This window comes from Arthrobacter globiformis, from assembly GCF_030817195.1.
GTDB lineage: Bacteria > Actinomycetota > Actinomycetes > Actinomycetales > Micrococcaceae > Arthrobacter > Arthrobacter globiformis_D.
In genome coordinates, this window is record NZ_JAUSYZ010000001.1 from 4,731,540 (window position 1) to 4,751,924 (window position 20,385).

25 protein-coding genes and 1 pseudogene are annotated in these 20,385 nt (G+C 65.8%); 13 read left to right on the forward strand and 13 right to left on the reverse strand.

Annotation, left to right across the window (positions count from 1 at the left end; translation table 11 throughout):
- The first annotated feature begins 73 nt into the window (after positions 1-73).
- Both QF036_RS21655 and QF036_RS21660 read left to right on the forward strand, forming a co-directional pair.
- Complete coding sequence (locus QF036_RS21655; RefSeq protein WP_307105200.1) at positions 74-811, forward strand: DUF72 domain-containing protein; 738 nt, start codon at positions 74-76, stop codon at positions 809-811.
- A gap of 52 nt (positions 812-863) precedes the next feature.
- Positions 864-1,937, forward strand: coding sequence for an App1 family protein (locus tag QF036_RS21660; protein WP_307105202.1), 1,074 nt, complete (start codon positions 864-866; stop codon positions 1,935-1,937).
- Between the two features lie 14 nt (positions 1,938-1,951).
- On the opposite strand, the gene QF036_RS21665 is transcribed toward QF036_RS21660, so the two are convergent.
- Positions 1,952-3,505: a GH1 family beta-glucosidase gene (locus QF036_RS21665; RefSeq protein WP_307105203.1), complete on the reverse strand. Its 1,554-nt coding sequence runs from the start codon at positions 3,503-3,505 to the stop codon at positions 1,952-1,954.
- A 66-nt stretch (positions 3,506-3,571) separates the two neighbouring features.
- The gene (locus QF036_RS21670) at positions 3,572-3,964 is read right to left on the reverse strand and encodes a VOC family protein (RefSeq protein ID WP_307106054.1); all 393 of its coding nucleotides are present in this window, start codon (positions 3,962-3,964) and stop codon (positions 3,572-3,574) included.
- Between the two features lie 196 nt (positions 3,965-4,160).
- Between QF036_RS21670 and QF036_RS21675 the strand changes: the two genes are divergently transcribed.
- Positions 4,161-5,669: an AAA family ATPase gene (locus QF036_RS21675; protein WP_307105204.1), complete on the forward strand. Its 1,509-nt coding sequence runs from the start codon at positions 4,161-4,163 to the stop codon at positions 5,667-5,669.
- A 27-nt stretch (positions 5,670-5,696) separates the two neighbouring features.
- Here QF036_RS21675 and QF036_RS21680 read toward each other — a convergent pair whose 3' ends face one another.
- From QF036_RS21680 to QF036_RS21700, 5 genes are all read right to left on the reverse strand, one after another.
- Positions 5,697-6,086 carry a hypothetical protein gene (locus tag QF036_RS21680; RefSeq protein WP_307105206.1) on the reverse strand — a complete coding sequence of 130 codons (390 nt, stop codon included), beginning with the start codon at positions 6,084-6,086 and terminating at the stop codon, positions 5,697-5,699.
- Positions 6,083-6,241, reverse strand: a complete 159-nt coding sequence (locus QF036_RS21685; protein WP_307105208.1) for a hypothetical protein — start codon at positions 6,239-6,241, stop codon at positions 6,083-6,085. Before QF036_RS21685 ends, QF036_RS21680 begins: the two co-directional genes overlap by 4 nt.
- 100 nt (positions 6,242-6,341) lie before the next feature.
- The gene (locus tag QF036_RS21690; RefSeq protein ID WP_307106056.1) at positions 6,342-6,764 is read right to left on the reverse strand and encodes an Hsp20/alpha crystallin family protein; all 423 of its coding nucleotides are present in this window, start codon (positions 6,762-6,764) and stop codon (positions 6,342-6,344) included.
- A gap of 182 nt (positions 6,765-6,946) precedes the next feature.
- Positions 6,947-7,252: an MmcQ/YjbR family DNA-binding protein gene (locus QF036_RS21695; protein ID WP_307105210.1), complete on the reverse strand. Its 306-nt coding sequence runs from the start codon at positions 7,250-7,252 to the stop codon at positions 6,947-6,949.
- 4 nt (positions 7,253-7,256) lie between these two features.
- Positions 7,257-8,033: a phosphatase PAP2 family protein gene (locus QF036_RS21700; protein ID WP_307105212.1), complete on the reverse strand. Its 777-nt coding sequence runs from the start codon at positions 8,031-8,033 to the stop codon at positions 7,257-7,259.
- A 166-nt stretch (positions 8,034-8,199) separates the two neighbouring features.
- Between QF036_RS21700 and QF036_RS21705 the strand changes: the two genes are divergently transcribed.
- Both QF036_RS21705 and QF036_RS21710 read left to right on the forward strand, forming a co-directional pair.
- Entirely contained in the window at positions 8,200-8,442 is a 243-nt protein-coding gene (locus tag QF036_RS21705) for a hypothetical protein (protein WP_307105214.1), read from the forward strand.
- A gap of 54 nt (positions 8,443-8,496) precedes the next feature.
- Complete coding sequence (locus tag QF036_RS21710) at positions 8,497-8,694, forward strand: hypothetical protein (protein WP_307105216.1); 198 nt, start codon at positions 8,497-8,499, stop codon at positions 8,692-8,694.
- 118 nt (positions 8,695-8,812) lie between these two features.
- Here QF036_RS21710 and QF036_RS21715 read toward each other — a convergent pair whose 3' ends face one another.
- Positions 8,813-9,685 carry an NAD-dependent epimerase/dehydratase family protein gene (locus tag QF036_RS21715; protein WP_307105219.1) on the reverse strand — a complete coding sequence of 291 codons (873 nt, stop codon included), beginning with the start codon at positions 9,683-9,685 and terminating at the stop codon, positions 8,813-8,815.
- A gap of 287 nt (positions 9,686-9,972) precedes the next feature.
- Here QF036_RS21715 and QF036_RS21720 point away from each other — a divergent pair, with 287 nt between their 5' ends.
- Positions 9,973-10,716: a GAF and ANTAR domain-containing protein gene (locus QF036_RS21720; RefSeq protein ID WP_307105221.1), complete on the forward strand. Its 744-nt coding sequence runs from the start codon at positions 9,973-9,975 to the stop codon at positions 10,714-10,716.
- Between the two features lie 21 nt (positions 10,717-10,737).
- Here QF036_RS21720 and QF036_RS21725 read toward each other — a convergent pair whose 3' ends face one another.
- Positions 10,738-11,244 (reverse strand): Hsp20/alpha crystallin family protein, encoded by a 507-nt coding sequence (locus QF036_RS21725; protein WP_307105223.1) that lies wholly within the window; start codon positions 11,242-11,244, stop codon positions 10,738-10,740.
- Between the two features lie 370 nt (positions 11,245-11,614).
- On the opposite strand from QF036_RS21725, the gene QF036_RS21730 reads away from it, so the two are divergent.
- Both QF036_RS21730 and QF036_RS21735 read left to right on the forward strand, forming a co-directional pair.
- Positions 11,615-11,800, forward strand: coding sequence for a hypothetical protein (locus QF036_RS21730; RefSeq protein ID WP_307105225.1), 186 nt, complete (start codon positions 11,615-11,617; stop codon positions 11,798-11,800).
- A complete protein-coding gene (locus QF036_RS21735; RefSeq protein WP_307105227.1) occupies positions 11,790-12,245 on the forward strand; it encodes a hypothetical protein in 456 nt (151 codons plus the stop codon). Before QF036_RS21730 ends, QF036_RS21735 begins: the two co-directional genes overlap by 11 nt.
- Positions 12,246-12,307: 62 nt before the next feature.
- On the opposite strand, the gene QF036_RS21740 is transcribed toward QF036_RS21735, so the two are convergent.
- Complete coding sequence (locus QF036_RS21740; protein WP_307105228.1) at positions 12,308-12,922, reverse strand: TetR/AcrR family transcriptional regulator; 615 nt, start codon at positions 12,920-12,922, stop codon at positions 12,308-12,310.
- A 138-nt stretch (positions 12,923-13,060) separates the two neighbouring features.
- Between QF036_RS21740 and QF036_RS21745 the strand changes: the two genes are divergently transcribed.
- The 3 genes from QF036_RS21745 (at position 13,061) to QF036_RS21755 (ending at position 14,651) form a co-directional block, all read left to right on the forward strand.
- Complete coding sequence (locus QF036_RS21745; RefSeq protein WP_307105230.1) at positions 13,061-13,297, forward strand: hypothetical protein; 237 nt, start codon at positions 13,061-13,063, stop codon at positions 13,295-13,297.
- Between the two features lie 152 nt (positions 13,298-13,449).
- Positions 13,450-13,929 (forward strand): sensor histidine kinase, encoded by a 480-nt coding sequence (locus QF036_RS21750; RefSeq protein ID WP_307105231.1) that lies wholly within the window; start codon positions 13,450-13,452, stop codon positions 13,927-13,929.
- 62 nt (positions 13,930-13,991) lie between these two features.
- The gene (locus QF036_RS21755) at positions 13,992-14,651 is read left to right on the forward strand and encodes a nucleoside/nucleotide kinase family protein (RefSeq protein WP_307105233.1); all 660 of its coding nucleotides are present in this window, start codon (positions 13,992-13,994) and stop codon (positions 14,649-14,651) included.
- On the opposite strand, the gene QF036_RS21760 is transcribed toward QF036_RS21755, so the two are convergent.
- Together QF036_RS21760 and QF036_RS21765 are read right to left on the reverse strand one after the other, a co-directional pair.
- Positions 14,652-14,897, reverse strand: coding sequence for a hypothetical protein (locus QF036_RS21760; RefSeq protein WP_307105235.1), 246 nt, complete (start codon positions 14,895-14,897; stop codon positions 14,652-14,654).
- Positions 14,898-15,067: 170 nt separating this feature from the next.
- Positions 15,068-16,108, reverse strand: a pseudogene (locus tag QF036_RS21765) (LLM class flavin-dependent oxidoreductase).
- 142 nt (positions 16,109-16,250) lie between these two features.
- Here QF036_RS21765 and QF036_RS21770 point away from each other — a divergent pair.
- The gene (locus QF036_RS21770; protein WP_307105237.1) at positions 16,251-17,087 is read left to right on the forward strand and encodes an alpha/beta fold hydrolase; all 837 of its coding nucleotides are present in this window, start codon (positions 16,251-16,253) and stop codon (positions 17,085-17,087) included.
- Positions 17,088-17,381: 294 nt separating this feature from the next.
- A complete protein-coding gene (locus tag QF036_RS21775) occupies positions 17,382-17,900 on the forward strand; it encodes a hypothetical protein (protein ID WP_307105239.1) in 519 nt (172 codons plus the stop codon).
- A 128-nt stretch (positions 17,901-18,028) separates the two neighbouring features.
- Here the strand turns inward: QF036_RS21775 and QF036_RS21780 are convergent, their stop codons facing one another.
- Positions 18,029-20,173, reverse strand: coding sequence for an Ig-like domain-containing protein (locus QF036_RS21780; RefSeq protein ID WP_307105240.1), 2,145 nt, complete (start codon positions 20,171-20,173; stop codon positions 18,029-18,031).
- Between the last annotated feature and the right edge of the window lie 212 nt (positions 20,174-20,385).

The following is a 20,385-nucleotide window of genomic DNA, read 5'->3' on the forward strand; positions in this document are numbered from 1 at the left end:
GACGTCGCTGCGGCCATCGTGGAGTCTGCAGGCGGCGGCCCACTGTCAACCCACTTCGAGTGACGCCCGACAGGTGAACGTCCACATCGGTACGTCCGGCTGGAGCTACGACCACTGGGAAAATGTGCTGTACCCGCCCGGGCTTCCCACCAGGGAGCGGCTGCAGTACTACGTGGCAAGATTCAGCACGGTGGAGCTGAATGCCAGCTTCTACCGCTGGCCGCGGGACACCACGTTCGCCGGCTGGCGGACCCGGCTGCCGGCCGGTTTTTCGCTGTCCGTCAAAGCCCCCCGCGGACTCACCCACGGCAAGAAGCTGTACGGCCCGGAAGTCTGGATCGAACGCATCGCGCGCTGCTGGCATGAACTCGGCGACAAGCGCGCTGTGCTCCTGGTCCAGCTGCCTCCCGGCATGGCCCGGGATGATGCCCGCCTGGACTACTTCCTAGGCGCCATGCCCGAGTGGATCCGAGTGGCCGTGGAGTTCCGGCATCCGAGCTGGGAGCAGCCGGAGGTGTACGGACTGCTGGAACGGCACCAGGCTGCGTACACAGTCATGAGCGGCGCCAATCTGCCCTGCAACCTCCAGGCGACTGCACCATTCGTCTACGTCAGGCTGCACGGGCCGGACCACCAGCACCTGTACGGCGGTTCCTACTCGGATGAGGAACTGGGCTGGTGGGCGGACAGGATCCGGGAGTGGCGCAGCTCCGGAAAGGAAGTCTTCGCCTATTTCAACAACGACGGCGGCGGCAACGCCGTGCGTAATGCGGCCACCCTGCGCGGCATGCTGGGAGACAGCGGCGAGTAACAGAGCACAGGCGGGCAGCCCATGGGCCCCCGCCCTGTGGCAGAGTGAAGGCATGGACATGGCGTCACAGGAATCACCGTTGTCAGGGACGAGCTTGTCAGGGACGCGCGTCTTCCGCCTGGCCCACTGGCTATCCGACTCGATCAATACCGCGCGCCTGAAACTGGCACGCCGCTGGAAGTTTGAGCCCAAGACGATCGCGTACCAGGGCTACGGCTCCACGGAATGGGTCCGTGTCCTGGGCAGGGTGGTGCTGGCCAGCAAGCCCGTGCCTGGCAGCCGCGCCGACCATGCCGCCCGGAACGGCACCGAGAACGTACGCGGCTGGCGCGCCTTCACCAGCGTTCCCATCCCCCGTTCCGAGGTGGAGATTGAGATCGGCGGAAGAGTCACGAAGGTCAAGGCAGACCGCGGCGGGCTTGTGGACATCGATATCCCGGTGGCCCTCGCCCCGGGGTGGCACACCGCCATACTCCGCTCCGCGGATGCCGAACCGGCGGAAGCCAGCATCTTCGTGATTGCCCCGGACACAAAGTTTGGCATCGTGTCCGACATTGACGACACCGTCATGGTGACGGCCTTGCCCCGGCCGTTCCTGGCACTCTGGAACACCTTTGTGCTGAGCGAGCGGGCCAGGATGGCCACCCCGGGGATGGCGGTGCTCCTGGACCGGCTCACCGTTGAGCATCCCGACGCACCGGTCATCTATCTCTCGACGGGCCCCTGGAACGCTGCGCCCACCCTCGCGCGGTTCCTGACCCGGAACATGTACCCGGCCGGCCCGTTGCTGCTGACGGACTGGGGACTGACGCAGGACCGCTGGTTCCGCAGCGGCCAGGAGCACAAGCGCCGCAATCTTGAGCGGCTGGCGGCGGAATTCCCGCACATGCGCTGGCTCCTGATTGGCGACAACGGGCAGCACGACGAGCAGATCTACTCGCAGTTCACGCAGCACAACGCGGACAAGGTGGCGGCCATCGCCATCCGGCAGCTGTCCGTGAGCGAGGCCGTCTTCGCCGGCGGCCATTCCGAGGACGGCGACCACAGCGCCTCGACGGTGCCGTGGATCTACTCCCCCGACGGGGCGGGCATAGCCCGCCAGCTCCGGGAACTCGAACTCCTCTAGGTACCCGAACTGCTCTAGGTGACCGGACCGGCGTCGGACATTCCACCGTCGGACATCCCTGCGTCTGTCAGCGCGCCGTCCGTCCCTGCTGCCGCAGCCGCGACGGCGGCATCCGCGGACGCTGCCAGCCTCCGTTCCTCCTGGAGTTCCTGGAACCAGTAGAACGAGGCCTTGGGCGTGCGCACCTGCGTCTCGAAATCCACGTGCACCAGGCCGAACGGCTGTTTGTAGCCGCCGGACCATTCGAAGTTGTCCATGAATGACCAGACGTAATAGCCGCGCAGGTCGATCGCTTCAGCCTCGCCGCCGGGGGCCGTGGCGCGGAGGGCGGTGCCGAGGTGGTCGGAGAGGTAGCGCAGCCGCCGCTCGTCGGGGATGAAGGTCCGATTGGTTGACTTGTCGCGGACCTTGACGTCCTCAAAGCTTGCCCCGCCCTCGGTGATGATCACCGGCGGAAGTTTCGGGTACCGTTCGGCCATTTCCTTGAGCGCCACGGCCATGTATTCCGGTTTCACGGGCCACCCGTAGGCAGTGGTTTCAGTGTCCGGCCACGGCTCAATGTGCAGCGGGGCACCGGGCGTGGCGTCCCTGAGGTCATCCCCCATCGCCTCGGCCATGGCCGCCGGAACGGGGCTGTCGCCGCCGCCGGCCGCCACCCTGGTGGGCATGTAGTAGTTCAAGCCGTAGAAGTCCAGCGGCTGGGAGATGACGGCCATGTCCTCATCCGGATGCTCGAAGGACGAGAAGAACTTCGCCGCCCGGATGAGGTCCGGATATTTTCCGGTGAGCACTGGGTCCGCGTAAAGCCGGTTCTGTGCCACATCCATGGCACCCGCACTAATCCAGTCGAGGGGGTTGCCGGAGTTGGGCACCACGGGCGAGTACACATTGGTCATGCCGATTTCGCCGGGCACCTTCGCTGCCCGCAGGGCCTGCAGCGCGAGGCCGTGGCCCAGCAGTTGGTGGTGCACGCTGGGCAGGCCATTCGCGAGGTCGGCCTTCCCCGGGGAGTGCAGGCCCAGGGCATAGCCGTTGGTGGTCACGGTGGCGGGCTCGTTGATGGTCACCCAGCGCGCCACCCGGTCCCCGTAGGCTGCCGCGGCGATGGCGGCGAACTCGCCCAGCCGGTAGGCAGTGTCCCGGTTGAGCCAGCCGCCGTCCTCGTCGAGGGCCAGCGGCGTGTCCCAGTGGTAGAGGGTGACCATCGGTGAAATTTCGTTGGCCAGCAGCTCATCCAGCAGCCGGTCATAGAAATCGAGCCCGGCACGGTTCACCGCTCCGCGGCCGTCCGGCTGGATCCGCGGCCACGCCAGTGAGAACCGGTAGGAATCGACGCCCAGCTCCTTCATGAGGGCCACGTCCTGCGGCATGCGGTGGTAGTGGTCGCACGCCACGGCCGGGCTGTGGCCGTCCACGATCGTCCCGGGTTTTGCTGCGAAGACGTCCCAGCCGGCGGGTCCACGGCCGTCCTCGTCCAGCGCCCCTTCAATCTGGAACGCTGCTGTAGCCACCCCAAGGGTGAATCCGGTCGGAACCATGGCGGCCAATTCTTTGGCGGAAGGATGCATTGCTGGACCTCTGTGACGTTGTGGACGGCCGGTAGGCCAAAACTTCAGATTGCCGGAGTCTATCGCTCAGGGCGCCGCACTGCCCGGGTTAATCACGGAAATCACGTTGCCGGCGGGGTCCTTGAACCATGCGATGTCCGGTCCCATCCCGCGGGCTATTCCTTTTTCGTCCGTGGGCAGGTTGGGGTCGTCGTAGATCTTGGTCTGGACGCCTGCCGCGTTGAGCTCATCAACGGCTGCCTCGACGTCGTCGACCACAAGGTTCAGGACGGTGAAGGTGGCCGGCTCATGGTCGTCCTTGGGGTAGACAAAAATTCGGTGGCCCTCGGGCATGGACAGCTCCAGCGTGCCCATCGCTCCGTCGGACACCGCCAGGCCCAGCGTCTGCCCGTAAAAATCCCTGGCGCGCGCCACGTCGTCGACGCTGAAGCTGGAAAACGAACCCTTGGGCGGAAATATGGCCTTCTCCTTCGATGGCTCCAGTCCTTCGGCAGCTCAGGAGGGCTGCGGTACCTCCGGACTGCGGTACCCCCCCAGAATGGCACAGGCCCGGGGCCGCTGACGAGAGGCCGCGGAACGGGTTCCGGGCAACGCCCCGCCTCCGAACGCCCCGGGCCGCGGCGTGGTGGTGACCGCCGCTGGTAGGGTCTGCGACATGGATGAAAAATTGGGGAAGTTCATCGACGATTTCGCGCAGCTGGTTCAGATCGCCCAGTCCGGGCAGCACCGCGTACAGGCCGGCACCCAGCTGCTGACAACAATCACGGACCATCTGGCGGTGCCGGCCGAATCACTCGCGGTGGTGGTGGAGGAGGTGCCGGCGCACCGATTCGTGGACGCGGACATCCGGATGGCCGAACTCGCCGCCGAGGACGAGCAATTCCGGCTGGTGGGGATCGGCGGCGGCGACCAGCGCCACCACCAGTCCCTGAGCGACATGCTGCAGCAGTCGCAGTTCTTTCCGCAGTTTCCGTTGTCCCAACCCGATTACATCAACCTTGCTGTTGGACCCGATGAACAGCGGCAAGCCGTGGCACTGGGCCTGTGGCTGTTCCGGCACGCGGGCAGCCCTGTTGCCGTCCTGCAGCGGGACGCGGCGCCGCGGTACGGGCGGCAGACGGCGTGCCTCGAACTCCTGGCCGCTGATGCGAAAAACGCGGCAGACTTCCTGGCCGAGTTCCGCAGGCGCATGCAGCGCGGCAGCATCCTGAAAGGCCAGGTCATTTCCCTGGTCATGGGCGAGTACGGGCCCAGCAGCGGCGGCGTGACGTTCCACGCCCGGCCGGAGCTCACAGCGTCCGACGTCATCCTTCCCGAGGGGCTGCTCCAGAAAGTGGCCGATCACGCCCTGGGCATCACCGCGCACCGGGAGTCGCTGAACGAGTACGGCCAGCACCTCAAGCGGGGCATCCTGCTGTACGGCCGCCCGGGGACGGGCAAGACCCACACGGTGCGGTACCTGCTGAGCCAAAGCGCCGGCATCACCGCGATCCTGCTGTCCGGAGGGTCACTGGCCAGGATTTCCGAGGCGGCAGCCATGGCGCGGGCCCTGCAGCCTTCCATCGTTGTGCTGGAGGACTGCGACCTGATCGCTGAGGACCGGAGCTTCGGGCACGGGCCGCAGCCGCTGCTGTTCGAGGTTCTGGATGCCATGGACGGCCTGGACCACGACGCCGACGTCGCCTTCGTCCTCACCACAAACCGCGTGGACATGCTCGAGCGGGCCCTCGCCCAGCGCCCCGGCCGCGTTGACCTGGCCGTGGACGTTCCGCTGCCGGCCCTGGACGAGCGGATCGGACTGGTGACGCTGTATGCGCGCGGCATTCCGTTCAGCCCGGACGCCGTCCGCGATGCCGCGGCCCGCACTGAAGGAACCACAGCCTCGTTCGCGCGCGAACTGGTCCGCCGGGCCGTCGTGCGTGCCGCGCTGGACGGCACCCCCGTGTCGGACAGCCACCTGTACGAGGCGGTGGAAGAACTGATGGCCGACGGCGAGACCCTCACCAGGAGCCTGCTGGGCAGCGGCCCCGCCGGCGGCGGGGACGGGCAGGGCGGCTTCGGCGGTCCCGGCTTCCCCGGTCCGGGTTTTCCCGGACCTGGATTCGGGGGTCCGGGGATACCCGGGCCCGACGTTGGCGGCGTCAGTTTCGTCGGACCGGGTTGATCCAACAACGGTTAATTCACCAGCGGGTTAGTCCACCAGTGGCGGGGGCCCGAAGAGGAATTCGTTGGCGTGGGACACGGCCTTGCGGAAGGCATCGTTCCGCAGGGCGACCAGGTTCGCAGAGCCGTCGGCGTCGGGCTCCAGGAACTGGGTCAGGCCCGGGCGAAGCACCCAAATGTCCCCGGCAGGCGGCAGGTAGAACACCCCGAACGTACGGTGCCGGTGGTCGTCGTCGGACCAGATCGGCACCACGGCCAGCGCGGCTCCGGTCGTAGGATTGATCCACTGTGCGCGGGGCAGGGGCTCCTCATGGGCCTCGGGGTCCAGGAACGGTGCTGTGCCCTTGCCCCAGCGCTGCTCAAAGCGCTCATGGAAGGCCGGAATCAGGTGTGAATCGTAGCGGCGCCAGTCGCTCATGGCTGTGGTTCTCCTATGACGCTCATGTCGGTTTCAGGTCCAGGGTCCGCTCTCCCACCGCGCATCAGGGCGCGGTAGGCGCGGGCGACCTCCTGCTGCGAGGCGCCGCGCGGAACCTGCAGCACCGCATAGTAATCCGGTGAAGGGCTGGTCATCGCTGAAGCCTGTTGTTGCAAGGATTGCTGAGGATCGCGGCTGGGGCGGCCTGCGGGTATCCGACTGGGAACCCACAGGCCGCCCCAGCCAGCGCGGTCGCTATGTCTCGATCTGGTGCAGCTGGCCCTTGCTTTCGATCTCGATCTTCCGCGGCTTTGCCTGCTCGGCAACCGGGATCCGCAGTGTCAACACGCCAAGATCGTAGCTGGCCTTGATGTTGTCCGCGTCCAGGGTGTCGCCGAGAATGAGCTGGCGGCTGAAGACACCGCGCGGCCTCTCGGAGACCACCAGTTCGACGTTGGGCTGGGTGGCATCACGGCGCTCTGCCCGGACGGTGAGGACGTTCCGTTCAACGTTCAGATCCACGTCTTCGGGAGAAATCCCGGGCAAGTCAAACGCCACCACGAATTCCCCGTCTTCCTGCCACGCGTCCATCGGCATGGCGGCCGGACGGGCTGCTGTTCCGAAGACCTGCTGGGTGAGCCGGTCCAGCTCACGGAACGGGTCAGTACGGATTAGCATCATTTCCCACTCCCTTCAGCATGTAGGTTGTATGGCTACCCATCACCCATTTATCTATGGTGGTGGATACAGATTTTTTATAGCACCTGTGACAAACTGGTGCAAGAGGAAGAACAAGAAAATCTGGACGGGGAAGCACAAGGCCAACCGGGACGACGCCGGGCGCGGGCTGTAGGCCATTTCTACAGCCGGCCCCCGGCGAGCAGGAAGGAGTCCTCGAGCAGTTCGGCGAGCTGGCCGCCGTCGACCCTTGAAAGCCGGACAAGGACCAGCTGGGGCGACCGCTCATGGTGCGGCATCCAGAAGTACGTCTCCGGATCCGTTCCGGCGAGAGCCTCGCGCTCGGCGGTCTTGACCGTGAGTACGCCCGTTTCCCAGATGCGGGCCATCAGGGTTTTGGCGAACCAGGCCGGCTGGTTCCAGCTGGCGCGTTCGGTTACGCCCGGCAGTGCAAGGCAGATCCGGCGGACATCGGCTTCGGTGGCCATGCCGTCAGTCCGGGGCCTCGGCTTTGGACAGCTCGCCGGTGACCTCCTCGCCCGGCACCCGGGCGGTGCGCCAGGTGTCCACGGCAATCACCGCGCCGAGCACCACCAGCGACAGCGACACCGACGCCACGGCGTCGCTTACCCAGTGGTAGCCCAGATAGAGCCTGCTGACGGAGGCCGCGAAAACGCCGATGATGGCGACAATAAAGCTGACGACGGCAGCCTTCGGGTTCCGATGGCGGGAAAAGACCAGGAATGTGGTCACCAGCAGGAAGTCAGACGCGCCCAGGACGTGGCCGGACGGGAAGGAAAACGTTTGGTCGGCGCCGAACAGCATCTGGTCCACGGGTGGGCGCTCCCTTTCGACGGACCTGCCGATGAGCTGCGCCAGCCCCACGCCGGTGAGCATGGCCGCCGCCAGCAGGATGGGCCGCCAGGCGTGCTTGGCCAGCATGCCCCACGCCACCGTGACGATGAGGACGATGATGGGCAGCCCCACGGGTCCGAAGATGATGGCAAGGATGATCATCACCACGGTCAGCGCTTCGGATCGGGTGGTCAGCAGCCACCTCTGCGCCTCACCGTCAGCGCTGGCCAGCCCGTCCCTTTGCAGGACACCGGCGAGCGTGAGGAAGAAGACCGTTGCCCCGATGAGAGCCAGCACGATGGCCGTCGCGTAGAGCCCTTTCCTCGCGCCGGGTTCCATATAGCGCTCTTCGACCACAAACTTGTCATGGAAGACCCGCCACCGGCCCTGCTTGCCCGCTGATTCTTCTGCCACCCGAAAGACCGCCTGTGCGCTGAGGAATATTGTCTAGAAGTGAAGGTTATCCCTGTTCCACGCCGGGCGTCAGAAAGCGGGCGGCAGAAATCCTAAGCCCCCTTACGGATGCCTTCCTCCGCTGTTACGGTAAAACTTCCAGCCCCACGAGGTCTCAGGAGACGACATGAGCACTGAAGGAACCGGCCAGGAAGAACAGAACAGCGGAACTGCACCGCGGACGCAAGGGGATGGCGTCCCGGACTCCGGCGCCGGCGTCGCGATGGGAGCCGGCGAGCCGAACACTTTCGAACCGGAAGAGGGCACGGACGGCGCGCGGACCGGAGCGCCAAGCGACGAGCAGGTTGCCACGGCGGAGGACACCCCGGACGTCGAGGAAACACCGGTGGATACGACCGAACCCAGCTGACCTGGTGGATAATTAGTCACACATTGAAGTGGCAACGGGGCTACGGAGGCTGCCGTGAGGATCATCGGAACACTTGTGGTCATCTGGCTCATCGTCGGCGTTTTCGCCGCGTTTCAGCGGGGCTACTTCGGTGGCTCCCCGGACTCCTGCACGGAGGCCGGAACCGTGGCGATCACCATCGCCGCCGGACCGCTGAACTACATGGGCGCCAACCCCAAGCTGACCTGCGAAGTGCCCCAGCCGTCCAAGTAGCACGGCCGTCCAAGTAGCGGCTCTTCCCCGGACGGCGCCGCCCCAAGCGCGAACGAACACTTAAGCCCCACCCGTGCGGGGCTCAAGTGTTCGTTCGCGCTCAGTCGTTTGTGGGCGCTCAGTCCTCGGTGGGCGTCGTGCGGTTCGAGTGGTAGTTCCGCCAACTGTGCTCGGGCGCGTAGCCAAGGAGCCGCTTGGCCTTGTCGATGGAGAGCAGGGTCTCGTGCTCGCCCAACTCCTTGGTGACTTTCACCCGCGGGAAAACTTCCGCCGCCAGGCTGGCGCTGGAGCGGCTCATGACGGTGTCCTCGTTGGCGACGATGAAGGCCTCGAACCCCGGCGTGCGGTATTCCAGCGCGCGTGCCACCGCCTGGGCACCGTCGCGCGCGTCGATGTAGCCCCAGAGGTTCCACTTGCGAAGGGCGGCGTCCGAGTCAAAGGACGGAAACTCCTCGTAGTCCTCCGGATCCATGACGTTGGAGAAGCGAAGTCCCACGATGCTCAGCTCCGGGTCCCAGCGCGTCATCTGGATGGCCATCTGCTCCTCCAGATGCTTCACCAGCGAGTAGGTGCTCTCCGGGCGGGCCGGATATTCCTCGTCCACCGGGATGTAGGGAGGGTCGACGTCGAACGGCAGTCCCAGCACCGTCTCACTGGACGCGTACACGATTTTCTTGATGCCGGCCCGGCGGCCCGCCTGGAACACGTTGTAGGTCGACAGCATGTTGTTTTCGAACGTGGCAGCGTCGGGCACCAGGCCGGGAGCGGGGATGGCGCCCAGATGGACGATCGCGTCGAAGCCCTGGTGCCGGTCATCGAGACCCAAGATGACGTCAACAACCTGCCCGTAGTTGCGCAGATCCACGGCGGCGAAATGCGGGCTCCGGTCACCCGTCCGGTCCAGGTTGAGGACCGAATGCCCGTCCGCCACAAGCCTGCGGACCACATTCCGTCCCAGCTTTCCACTGCCTCCCGTTACGGCAATTCTCACCGCGGCCTCCTCCTGTTGGTTGGCCGACCCTGGCCCGGGCGGCCGTGCTCCGTTCGCCGCAGCGGCTAACACCGTCCGGCACCTTCCCCCAGCCTAGGGCCCACGGCTGTAACCGCGGCCATGGTGCGTGCCGAACTGGTGTATATTTTCTCGGTACGGTTTAGCAGAAGGCCGTTGGATTGTTGTTCGATCCGGCACCTTGCTCGCTGCTATCCGCCCCGGCCACGGGGTCCCTGCGCTGCGCCCGCCGGTTCGTCTTGACCCGAGCGAAACGGTACCGAAAGATCGTGGCCAGCGAGTCGACCGCAAAACCTGAAACCTCAATCACGGAGCACCTCAACGAGCTTGTGCTCACCAGCTCCGACGTGGGCGAATTCCTCCACGAGCTCGCCCGGATCTCTGCACGCAGCCTCTCCGAACCCGGGGACGAAGTCCTTTGCGGCGTGACCCTGCTGCGGCACCGCAAGGCGGCAACCGTGGCGAGCAGCAGCCCCGAGGCGCAGGCCATGGACGAGATTCAGTACGACTTTGGCGACGGTCCCTGCATGACAGCCTCGCGCGAGCAGGTCACCATCCACATCACGGACCTCCGGAACCACGACCGTTGGGACAGCTACGCCGAGACGGTGCTGGGGCAAGGGGTCCGGTCAATTCTCGCCATTCCTTTTGTGCTTGAGGGCGAGACCCGGGCCGCACTGAACCTTTACTCCCACCGGCCGGGACGTTTCGAGGGGCGCGTGCTGGAACTCGCCCAGGACTTCGTCAGCCAGACGTCGATGGCCCTGCGGCTGGCGGTGCGGTTCGCCCACTACAGCGACGCGGCGGCCAACCTCAAGGCCACCCTGGAAACGCGGACAGTGATCGACGTCGCCGTCGGCGTGATCATGGCGCAGAACAGGTGCAGCCAGGAGGAAGCCTTTGAGCTGCTCAAGGCAGCATCGAGTACGCGCAACATCAAGCTGCACAGCGTTGCGACGTCGATCGTTGACTCGCTTGGCCAGGGCCCGGCGAAGACCCACTACGAGGGCTGAACTGCCGGGCTGCGTGTATTGCTAAGGGCCACCGAAGCTCTGGTCGGGTTCCTGCCCTTCCATCCGTGAAGTCCCCGCAGTCCGTGAGGCCCCCTCGGTTCCTGCACCGGCCGTCCCCGCACTGCGGGATACCCGGATCTTCTGGCCTCCCGCAGCGGACTCCTCCGTCAACGGAACGCGGACTTCCAGAACGCCGTCGGTATACGAGGCGCGGATGTCCTCCTGGTTCACCGGGGCGGGAAGGCTTACGGTCCGCGAAAACGTGCCAAAGCGGAATTCCGAGCGGTACCCTTCCTTGTCCTTGTGCTCCGATTTCTCTTCACGGCGGACGGTAATCTGCAGTTGGCTGCCGGTCAGCGTGATGTCGACATCATTGTCAGGATCGATGCCCGGCGCTTCGGCCTTCACCACCAATGCGCCCGCCTCGCGGTATTCCTCGACCCGCAGCCAGGCGTCCATATCCCCCTCCAGGAAACGGCGGAAGGGTTCCGGGATATCGACGCCGGCACGCCTGAATATGTTGGTCATCGCTGTTACCTCCTGTCAGCTTCCGGCCCCATTGCAGGATGCGGAGGGCCGGATGGGTCCCAACACCAACAAAGCTACGCCCTTGCCGGGCGCTTGTCAGGCGGTCAGCCGGGAGCCTGACCAATGGCGAACCTTCCCACCTTCAGCGACTCAGCGCTCCGGAATCCTGAGAGTTTCCCTATGAAAAACCGGGAAGTTTTCGGCGGAAGAACGGACGCTATGGACGGACGGGACCATTCCGTCAGGCGGACCCCCCAAATCCGCCCAAAGTGCGGCTGCCGAGGGGTGCCGGCACCGAGGTTTTCACAGGAGGCTTGCCGAATAGTGGCGCCATGCAAAGGATCACGCCGCCAATGGAGGAGACCCAGTGATGAAGCTGTTACTCCTGTGCGTTCCCGCGGTTACATTCGCCGCCCTCAACGTCTGGAGCCAGGCGGTTGCGGAGCCGCCTGCTGTGCAGGGTCCGGGCGTCGTGGTCATTGAGCTGCCACCTTCCGTCAAAGCCGTTTTCCTGGACGAAGACGCGAATATTCAAGGAGGTTCCGATGGACGCTAGTGTCCCCACCCCTGCTGAGCACGAAAAGCTGAAGACCGCCCTTGAACCGGGGAGAAGCGCCGAGGATGCGCTGGAGCTCTTCTGCAGCGACTCACTGAGGTCGATCGACAGGACTGTGATGCGCGCCCAGGTCATCGAACTCATCCTTGATATCCTCGCCACCACGGATGTCCAGTCCGAAGCCCGGCACCGGCTGCTGCAGCATCTGGCCTCGCATCCGGGATCCCCCGAGCAAGCGCTGCTGTGCCACCTGAGCGAAAACGCCTGCCTGCCGCCGGCAACAGGCGGCAGCTCCCTCCCGACGGCCGACTACTTCCCTGCGGGCGGAGACTACTTCGCGGCTGGCGCTGCTGAGGGGCCGATGGAAAGTAGCAAAAACACAGTTGACGGACCGAAACCTACGTGGCTCCCCGCTCCCCTGCGGAACCTGTTCCGGCTCGACTGAAGAGGGACGACGGCGGCCGTGGCACCTACGTTGCCAGCTGCGGCGAGGTCAGGTCCCGGGTCTCAATTCCGGTGGTGCGCGATGAGCCAGCCGGCCATCTGCTGCGCCCGCTTATGAGCGAGGAAGTCGCCTTCCGTCGCGGAAATGATGGAGCCCTTCATCAGGATGTGCCAGGAGCGGGCGAATTCGTCAGGGCGTTCTAGCCCCGCTTCCTCGGCAAGGGCCTGGATGTGGCCCCGGATTCTGGCGAGGTAGCCGATACTGGCCTCCCCCAGGGGATGCCCCGGGCCCATTTCGAGGAGGACATTGATGAACGTGCACGCTTCGAAATCGTCCCGCTGGAACCAATCGCCGAAGACGTCGAAAATGGCCAGCAGCCGGCCCTCGGGCGTGCTTCCCCTGCGCCTCGCCTCGGAGACAATCAGGTCCACTGTCCATACCTGGTCACGGAGGGCCAGGAAAGCCAGAACCAGCGCGTCCTTCGACGGAAAGTGGCGGTAAAACGTCGACTTGGCCACGCCGGACCGCTCGATCAGCTCGTTGATACCGACGTCCCGGACGCCGCGGTGGGAGAAAAGCTCATAGGCAGTGGCCAGAATCCGATCCACTGGTTCGCTATGGCCGGTCCGCACCTCGTCGGGCAACAAGGTGTCCCCGGTTGCATCAGGAGCACTCATTAGAGAATCAGTGTACCTTGGGACTGGCAGAGACAGACCTGTCTGTCTTATTGTTTTAGGATCACGACACCTCGTTATCGGGAACACGGGTTCCCGGGCGCTGGCGTCCCTGCAATGGAGCAGAATGGGAGGGCACCGATGGACGACGACATCCGCGCGGTGAAAGAAGCCGTGGCGACGCTGGAATCTGCAAAAGCAGAGCATGACCCGGCAGCGGAAACCCTGCAGAGTGCAGTAGCCGCGGCCGTAACCCACGGCAAGCCGATCCGTGAAGTGGCAGCCGCCGCACATATGACGGCGCTGGAGGTGCTTGACGCCGCCGACGCCGCCACGTATCCGCAACAGGCGTTTCAGCCCTGGATGCTGGCCACATAGGTGCGCACAAGATCTTGCGAAAACTTGATTGGATCCCGAGGTAAACCTGCGGCAAGCCTGATCGGCCCGCGCCACCCTTAAGCATCAGCCCCTGGAGGAGCGATCCTTCCAGGGAAAGCATGCAACTACGGCCGCTAGGAAGCGGGGGCGCCATGAACCAGTCAGCAACTCTCGAGGAAGTCGTCGAAGTCGGCGGCGTCATTACCGACCGGCAGCCCGTGGACTTTTACCGGCTGGGGCTCGCCGGCTGCATCGACAGGCTCACAGTCCCCCTGCGCCGCCAGGGTACCTGCGTCCGGTGGGAGACACCCCATCATGGCGTGGAGATCTCGTCCGGCTGCGCCTCGCTGCTGTACCACTCCGCGCAGGTGGCGCTGAGCAACACGTTCAAATATGCGCACGCCACGGATGTCACTGTCCGCCTCGCAGCCGTTTTCCACGGCATCCGCCTGATGGTCGCCGACAACGGCACGGGCTTCGAGTCGGTTCCACGGGCGGCGGGAGAAGGCACCGGCCGCGGTGCGGGGCTCAGGACCATTTCACAGGCGGTAAAGGAAGCGGGCGGGACCGTGGACATCACCTCGGCTCCCGGCACCGGCACGGCCATCACCATCACCATTCCGCTGGACTGAGCAACTCCGCGGCACCACGGCACACTCCGGCGATCCGCCCGGACTCGCCTAGGATGCTGTGCATGACCCTTCCGAACGTTGAGCCCGTGCGGGCTTTCGAATCCGCGGAGATCCAGCAGGCCGTCACCGAACTGCGCAGCCGGCTGACCGCCGGCCGACGGGTTCTGCTCGGCGTGGCTGGTTCCCCGGGGTCCGGCAAATCCACGTTCTCGGCCTGCCTCGCGGACGCCCTGGGCCCTGATTCCGCCCTCGTGGTGCCCATGGACGGCTTCCACCTGGGCAACGCCATCATTGACGGCACTCCCCTGCGCCAGCGCAAGGGCGCCCCGGACACGTTCGACGTCGGCGGTTATCTTTCGCTCCTGAGGCGCCTTGTGCGCCGGGACGAGGACGTCGTTTACGCGCCGGAGTTCCGGCGGACGATCGATGAGCCCGTGGCCGCATCGCTCGCCATCCCAGCCACCGTCCCCGTCATCATCACCGAGGGCAACTACCTGCTCAGCGACGCCGCGCGCTGGCAGCAGGTGCGGGCACAACTGGACGAGGTGTGGTTCATCGACACACCGCACGACCTGCGCCTTGCCCGCCTGGTTGAACGACACATGTTCTACGGCATGGACCGCGCGGCGGCCGAGGCCTGGGCCAACGGGCCGGACGCGGCCAATGCCCGCCTGATCGAAGCCACGCGCACCCGCGCCGACAGGATCATTACCTGGTTCTAGCTACCTGTCCTCGGCATCCCACAGACCGGATTCGTCCGCAGCCTCTTCCGGCTTGTGTTGGCCCTCCGGTGCTCCGCTGCCAACGTAGCTGGCGGGCACTGTTCCGCCTGCCTGGGTCATCTGTTCTTCACGGATGTTGTGTGCCGTGCCAGCCTCGGGATGGGGCTGTTCCTGTTCGACGGCGTCCGGGTCGCCAGGGCCGCGAAGGTCGCTGGGCTCTTCCGCATTGCGCTTGCTGTCAGTCATGCCACTGCCTCTCACTGGGAAATGCCGGTCGCGTCCCAGTCTAGGCACACCTAGGATCGCCAGCGGGCTTGCCAGAAGCCAGGCCGTCGAGACTGTCCAGACTGTCCAGACTGTCAAGACCAGGATGAGCGCGATGCCGGCCAGCGTGGGAACCGTCCTAGGCCGGTAGGTTACGCCTGCTCCCGCACATCCTGCGGCGCCCATCCCAGGGATGGGGCCACATGCCGGGCGATGTTCCAGCAGCTTGGCGTTGTACTCCACGCCAAGCTGGTTTGGGACGGTCAGCAGTAGCGTGTCTGCCGCCTGAACCGCGGCGTCGCCGGCCAGCTTGGCGGCGATGACGTCCGGCTCGCCGACGTAGCTCTTGCCGAAGCGGGCCAGGGTGCCGTCCAGGGCGCCCACCTGGTCCCGGCCCTCGCGGAGGGCGCTCAGCCCGAAGTACTGCCGGTCCTCTTCATCGGCCAGCGGCAGGACGCTGCGGCTGACCGAAACCCGCGGCTCGCGGCCGTGCCCGGCCGCCGCCCACGCCTCACGGAACATCGCGATCTGCTCGGACTGGAGCTCGTGGAACGGCACCCCGGTATCCTCGGTCAGCAGGGTGAGCTCATGAGGTTCATCCCGCGCTCGGCCGCCCAGACCGCTGTCTTCCGGGTTCCGGCGCCCCACCAGATGCGCTCGGGCAGCCCCTCGGAGCGGGGCTGGACAGGGAGGAGCCCGGTGGCCCCTCCGGCGTAGCGGGGGTCGGCCTCCACCACGCCGGCGCCGGCGATGGCCCGCCGAAACTCCTCGGCGTGCCGGCGCGCCATGTCGGCATCTGTCTCGCCCTCCCGCGGCGCATAGCCGAAGGCCGCCGCGCCGTTCCGGGCCGGTTCGGGTGAGCCGCGGCTGATACCCAGCTGAAGCCGACCCCCGCTGATGAGGTCCGTGGCCGCCGCCTCCTCAGCCATGTACAGCGGATTCTCGTAGCGCATGTCGATGACGCCGGTGCCGAGCTCGATGCGGTGGGTGCGGGCCGCCGCCGCGAGCAGCGGAAACGGCGATGCCTGCTGGCGTGCGAAGTGGTGAACGCGGAAATACGCGCCGTCGATGCCCAGCTCCTCCGCGGCCACGGCCAGCTCTATCCCCTGCAGCAGAGCATCGCGTGCCGTCCTGGTGCGGGAACCCTGCACCGGGCCCCAGTGGCCGAAGGACAGGAAGCCAATTCGTTTCATGTCCAGCACAACATCCCCGGCTCCGCTGCCATTCCTGCAGGCTACGCCCTGTAACAGGCCGCGCGGACCGGCCCGCGATCCCGATAGGTTGGTACCACCGCTTGAGGACGTCCGTTCTCACGAGACCGAAGGGAATGCTGACATGGCTTACATCACCGTTGGACAGGAAAACAGCACCGACATCGAGCTCTACTACGAAGACCACGGAACCGGACAGGCTGTTGTCCTCATCCACGGCTATCCCCTGGACGGATCCTCGTGGGAAAAGCAGACAGCCGCCCTGCTCGATGCCGGCTACCGCGTCGTCACGTACGACCGCCGCGGATTCGGCAAGTCCAGCAAGCCCACCACCGGCTACGACTACGACACCTTCGCCGGCGACCTCAACACCATCCTGACCACCCTGGACCTCAATGATGCGGTGCTGGTTGGCTTCTCGATGGGAACCGGCGAAGTGGCCCGGTACCTCTCCACGTTCGGATCGGCCCGCGTGGCCAAGGCCGCCTTCCTCGGTTCCCTGGAACCCTACCTCCTGCAGACCGACGACAACCCCACCGGCGTGCCGCAGTCAGTTTTCAACGGCCTTGCCGAGGCAGTCAAAGCGGACCGCTACGCCTTCTTCACCGAGTTCTTCAAGAACTTCTACAACAGCGACACCTTCCTGGGCACGCCCCGGCTCAGCGAGGAGTCCGTGAAGGCCAGCTGGAACCTCGCCGCCAGCTCCGGCGCGTTCGCCTCGGTGGCCGCCCAGCCCACCTGGATCACCGACTTCCGCGCCGACATCCCGAAGATCGACGTCCCGGCACTGATCGTGCACGGCACGGCGGACAACATTCTGCCGATCGACGCTACCGGCCGGGAGTTCAGCAAGGCACTCCCGGAGGCTGACTACGTGGAGATCGACGGCGCCCCGCACGGCCTGCTCTGGACCCACGGCGCAGAGGTCAACGAGGCCCTGCTCAGCTTTCTGGGCAAGTAGCCCGGCGCAAAGGGGGCGTCCGACGGCGCTACCCCCCGCCGTCGGACGCCCTCACGCCGCCCTACAAACAACCCCAACAGGTTGACAAATTCTGAAACTAAGTGTTGACACGCACTTCCGGGCGTACAATTTGAAACACCGGATCCAAGGGCTTCCCTTGAAAATGAATCCGGCTCCAGGCCCGCCCGGCCAGTCCGGGTGGACGATCATAAAACGGACAGAAGTGGTTGATGGGTCTCCACGCGTCACGTGATCGGCCAGCGATGCCCGAACACACCTCGCGGGAGCAAGACAATGACCATCACCTCTCCAACACGACAGCGGCGCCCTTTGGCAGCCAGGCTCGCACTGGTTTCAGCAGCCTCATTCAGCCTCATTGGAGGCTCAGTGGCGGTGGCAGGACCGGCGTCAGCCGCAGGCTACGACTATAAACCCGACAAAAAAGTCGAGTGCAAGGTCGACGCCAAGAACGTGTACCACAAGGAATACGGCAAGTACTCGAAGAAGGCAGACGTCAAGTTCGAGTTCAAAGTATGGTGCGACAAGAAAACCGACGTGAAGTTCGACCACTGGATCTTCCAAAAGAAGAACAACGGTAAGTGGGAACTGATCAAGCATCGGGACGGCAAGCTCAAGGATGTCAAGTACGAAGCAAAACACACCAATGCTGAGGTCAAGGACAAGGGCCGCAAGGGTGGCGAGGAAAAGGTATACCACGTCGTCAAGATCAAGTACGACGACAAGAACGGTAAGTACTCCCACACCGTAACCAAGAGTGACAGCGGTTGGGGAACGGTCCATTTCGGCCACTGACATAGCCGTCCTTCTCAGTCTGACTTGTCAGACAACTACAAACAGAAGGCCGACGGCGGCACGCGGGTGCCGCCGTCGGCCTCTGTTTTGCTGGAGCTCAGGCGCTGTGGCTCGGAGATTTCTGGACCTCAGAGCGAACCGGTGGTGAAAGTCCAACTGGCTGACTTCAGCGGGTTGCCGGCCAGGTCGCGCACCGCAGCGGTCCCGCCGGTCACGCTGAGCGTGTAATTGGTCCGCGCGGCCAGCGTTGCCGAAGGGTTCAGGATCCACTGGTTCGTGGTGCCGTTGCGGGAAACCGTTGCCGCCACGTTGGCGCCGGTGGCGGCGTTCTTCAGCGCGACAGTGCCGGTGCCGGCTCCCTGGATGGCCTCACTGAAGGTCACCGCGACGTTGTTGGCGCGCCGCACCAGCGTAGCTCCCGGGCGCGGCGTCATGGCCGTAATAACCGGGGCCGGGCCGGTGGTGAACGTCCAGGTGGTGGTGGCCAGGGGGGTGCCTGCGGCGTCGCGGATGGCCGCGGGTCCGCCGGTCAGCGTCACCGTGTACGTCGCGTCATTGGCGAGGTTGGCCACCGGGTTCAGCGTGGCAGTCTGGGTGGTGTCGCTGTAGGTGACGGCCGCCGGGACAACGGTGCCGCCCGGGCCGCGCAGCACGAAGCTGCTGCCGCTGATGCCCTGCACCGCGCTGCTGAAGGTGGCCGTGACATTGCTTCCGGCGGCAACAGCGGTGCCGTTCGCGCCGGGCGTGCGTGCCGTAACCGTGGGGGCCGCGGCCGTGGTGAAGGACCAGCTGCCCGTCACGAAGGGGGTGCCTGCCGCATCTCGGATGGCCGAGGCTCCACCGGTCAGCGTCGCCGTGTACTTCTGCAAGGCACCCAGCAGGCCCTCCGGGTTCAGCGTTGCGGTGTGCGTGGCGGCGTCGTAGCTGACGGCAGCAAGCACTGTTGTTCCCGCGGCATTCCGCAGGACGAAGGTGGAACCGCTCACACCTTGAACGGCAGTGCCGAAGGTGGCGGTGACGTTGGCTGCTACGGCGGCGCCGGAGGAGTTGGCTGCCGGGTTGAGTGCCGTCACGGCCGGTGCGGTGAGGACCGCGGCGGCCGGGTCGGTGAAAAGCAGGCGGTTAGGTGTCCCCGCGCTGGCTGCGGAGACGGCACCCGAGGTGGCCGCGGACAGCAGCTTCGCCGCCACGTCCGCCGGCAGCAGTCCCGGCGACCGTGACAGCATCACGGCTGCGGCGCCTGCCACGTGCGGAGAGGCCATCGAGGTGCCGCTCATCAGGGCCGTCGCCGTGGTCGAGCTGGGGGAGGCAGACTTGATGCCCACGCCTGGTGCGTAAAGGTCAACGCAGCTGCCGTAGTTGGAGAACGCCGCCTGCTTGTCCGCCGAGTCGCTCGCAGCGACGGTCAGCGCGCCGGCAACGCGCGCCGGGGAGCTGTTGCAGGCATCAGCGGTGGAGTTGCCGGCGGCGACAACTGCTGTGACGCCGTCGTTGATGATGCCCTGCACCGCGGCGTCCACCATGGCGCTGGCGCTGCTGCCGAGGCTCAAATTGGCAACGGCCGGGGTTCCGGCCTGGTGGTTGGACGCGACCCACTCCAGGCCCGCGATGACGTCCGAGTTGAAGCCCGAACCGTTGCAGTCCAGCACGCGGACGGGGACCACGGTGGCCGCCTTGGCCACGCCGTAGGTCTTCCCCGCGATGGTGCCGGCAACGTGGGTGCCGTGGCCGTTGCAGTCCCCGGTGCCCAGCCCGTCGGAAACCGCCGTCCATCCCTGCACGACGCGGCCGCCAAACTCCGCGTGCGCAGACAGCACGCCGGAGTCAATTACATAGGCGCTCACGCCGGCCCCCGACGCCGCCGAGGTGTAGGTCCCGGAGAGCGGCAGGGCGCGCTGGTCAATGCGGTCCAGACCCCATGGTGCGGACTGCTCGGTATCGGCGGCCGTCACCGGGGCATCGGGTTCGACGGCGGCAACGCCCGCCGAGCGCTTCAGGTCCGCGACCTGTCCCGCCGTGGCCGTTACCACTGCGCCACGGATGGCCTTGGCGAAAGTGCGTCCGACGGCGATGTTCCTCGAGCGCAGGTTCCGTACGGCCGAGGATACGTCGGTCCCGGCGGAGTAGCGCACAATGTAGCGGGCGGCAGCTGCCGGCACTGCCGTCGGGGTTTCCGTGGCGGCAATACCCGCGGGGGGCACGCCGGTGGCGGCAGTGCCTGGCGTGACTCCTGCGAAGGCTGCGGCAAAGCCGGTCAGGAGCAATGAGGCCAAAGCAGGACGGAGAACAGACGAAGCGCGGATTTTGGGGTTCCTTCGAAAGCTGAGGGCCAGCGGGGAGAGCCAATGGAAGGCTGTATCCAGTGTATTTTCCGCGCGCCTGTGCCGGGCCGCAGCTGCACGGAAGCTTCGCCGAAGCTTCGGCTCCTGCGGAAAAACCGGCGTGATCCTGCGCTTTCTTCCGGGGCTGCCCAACGCCCGCCTCC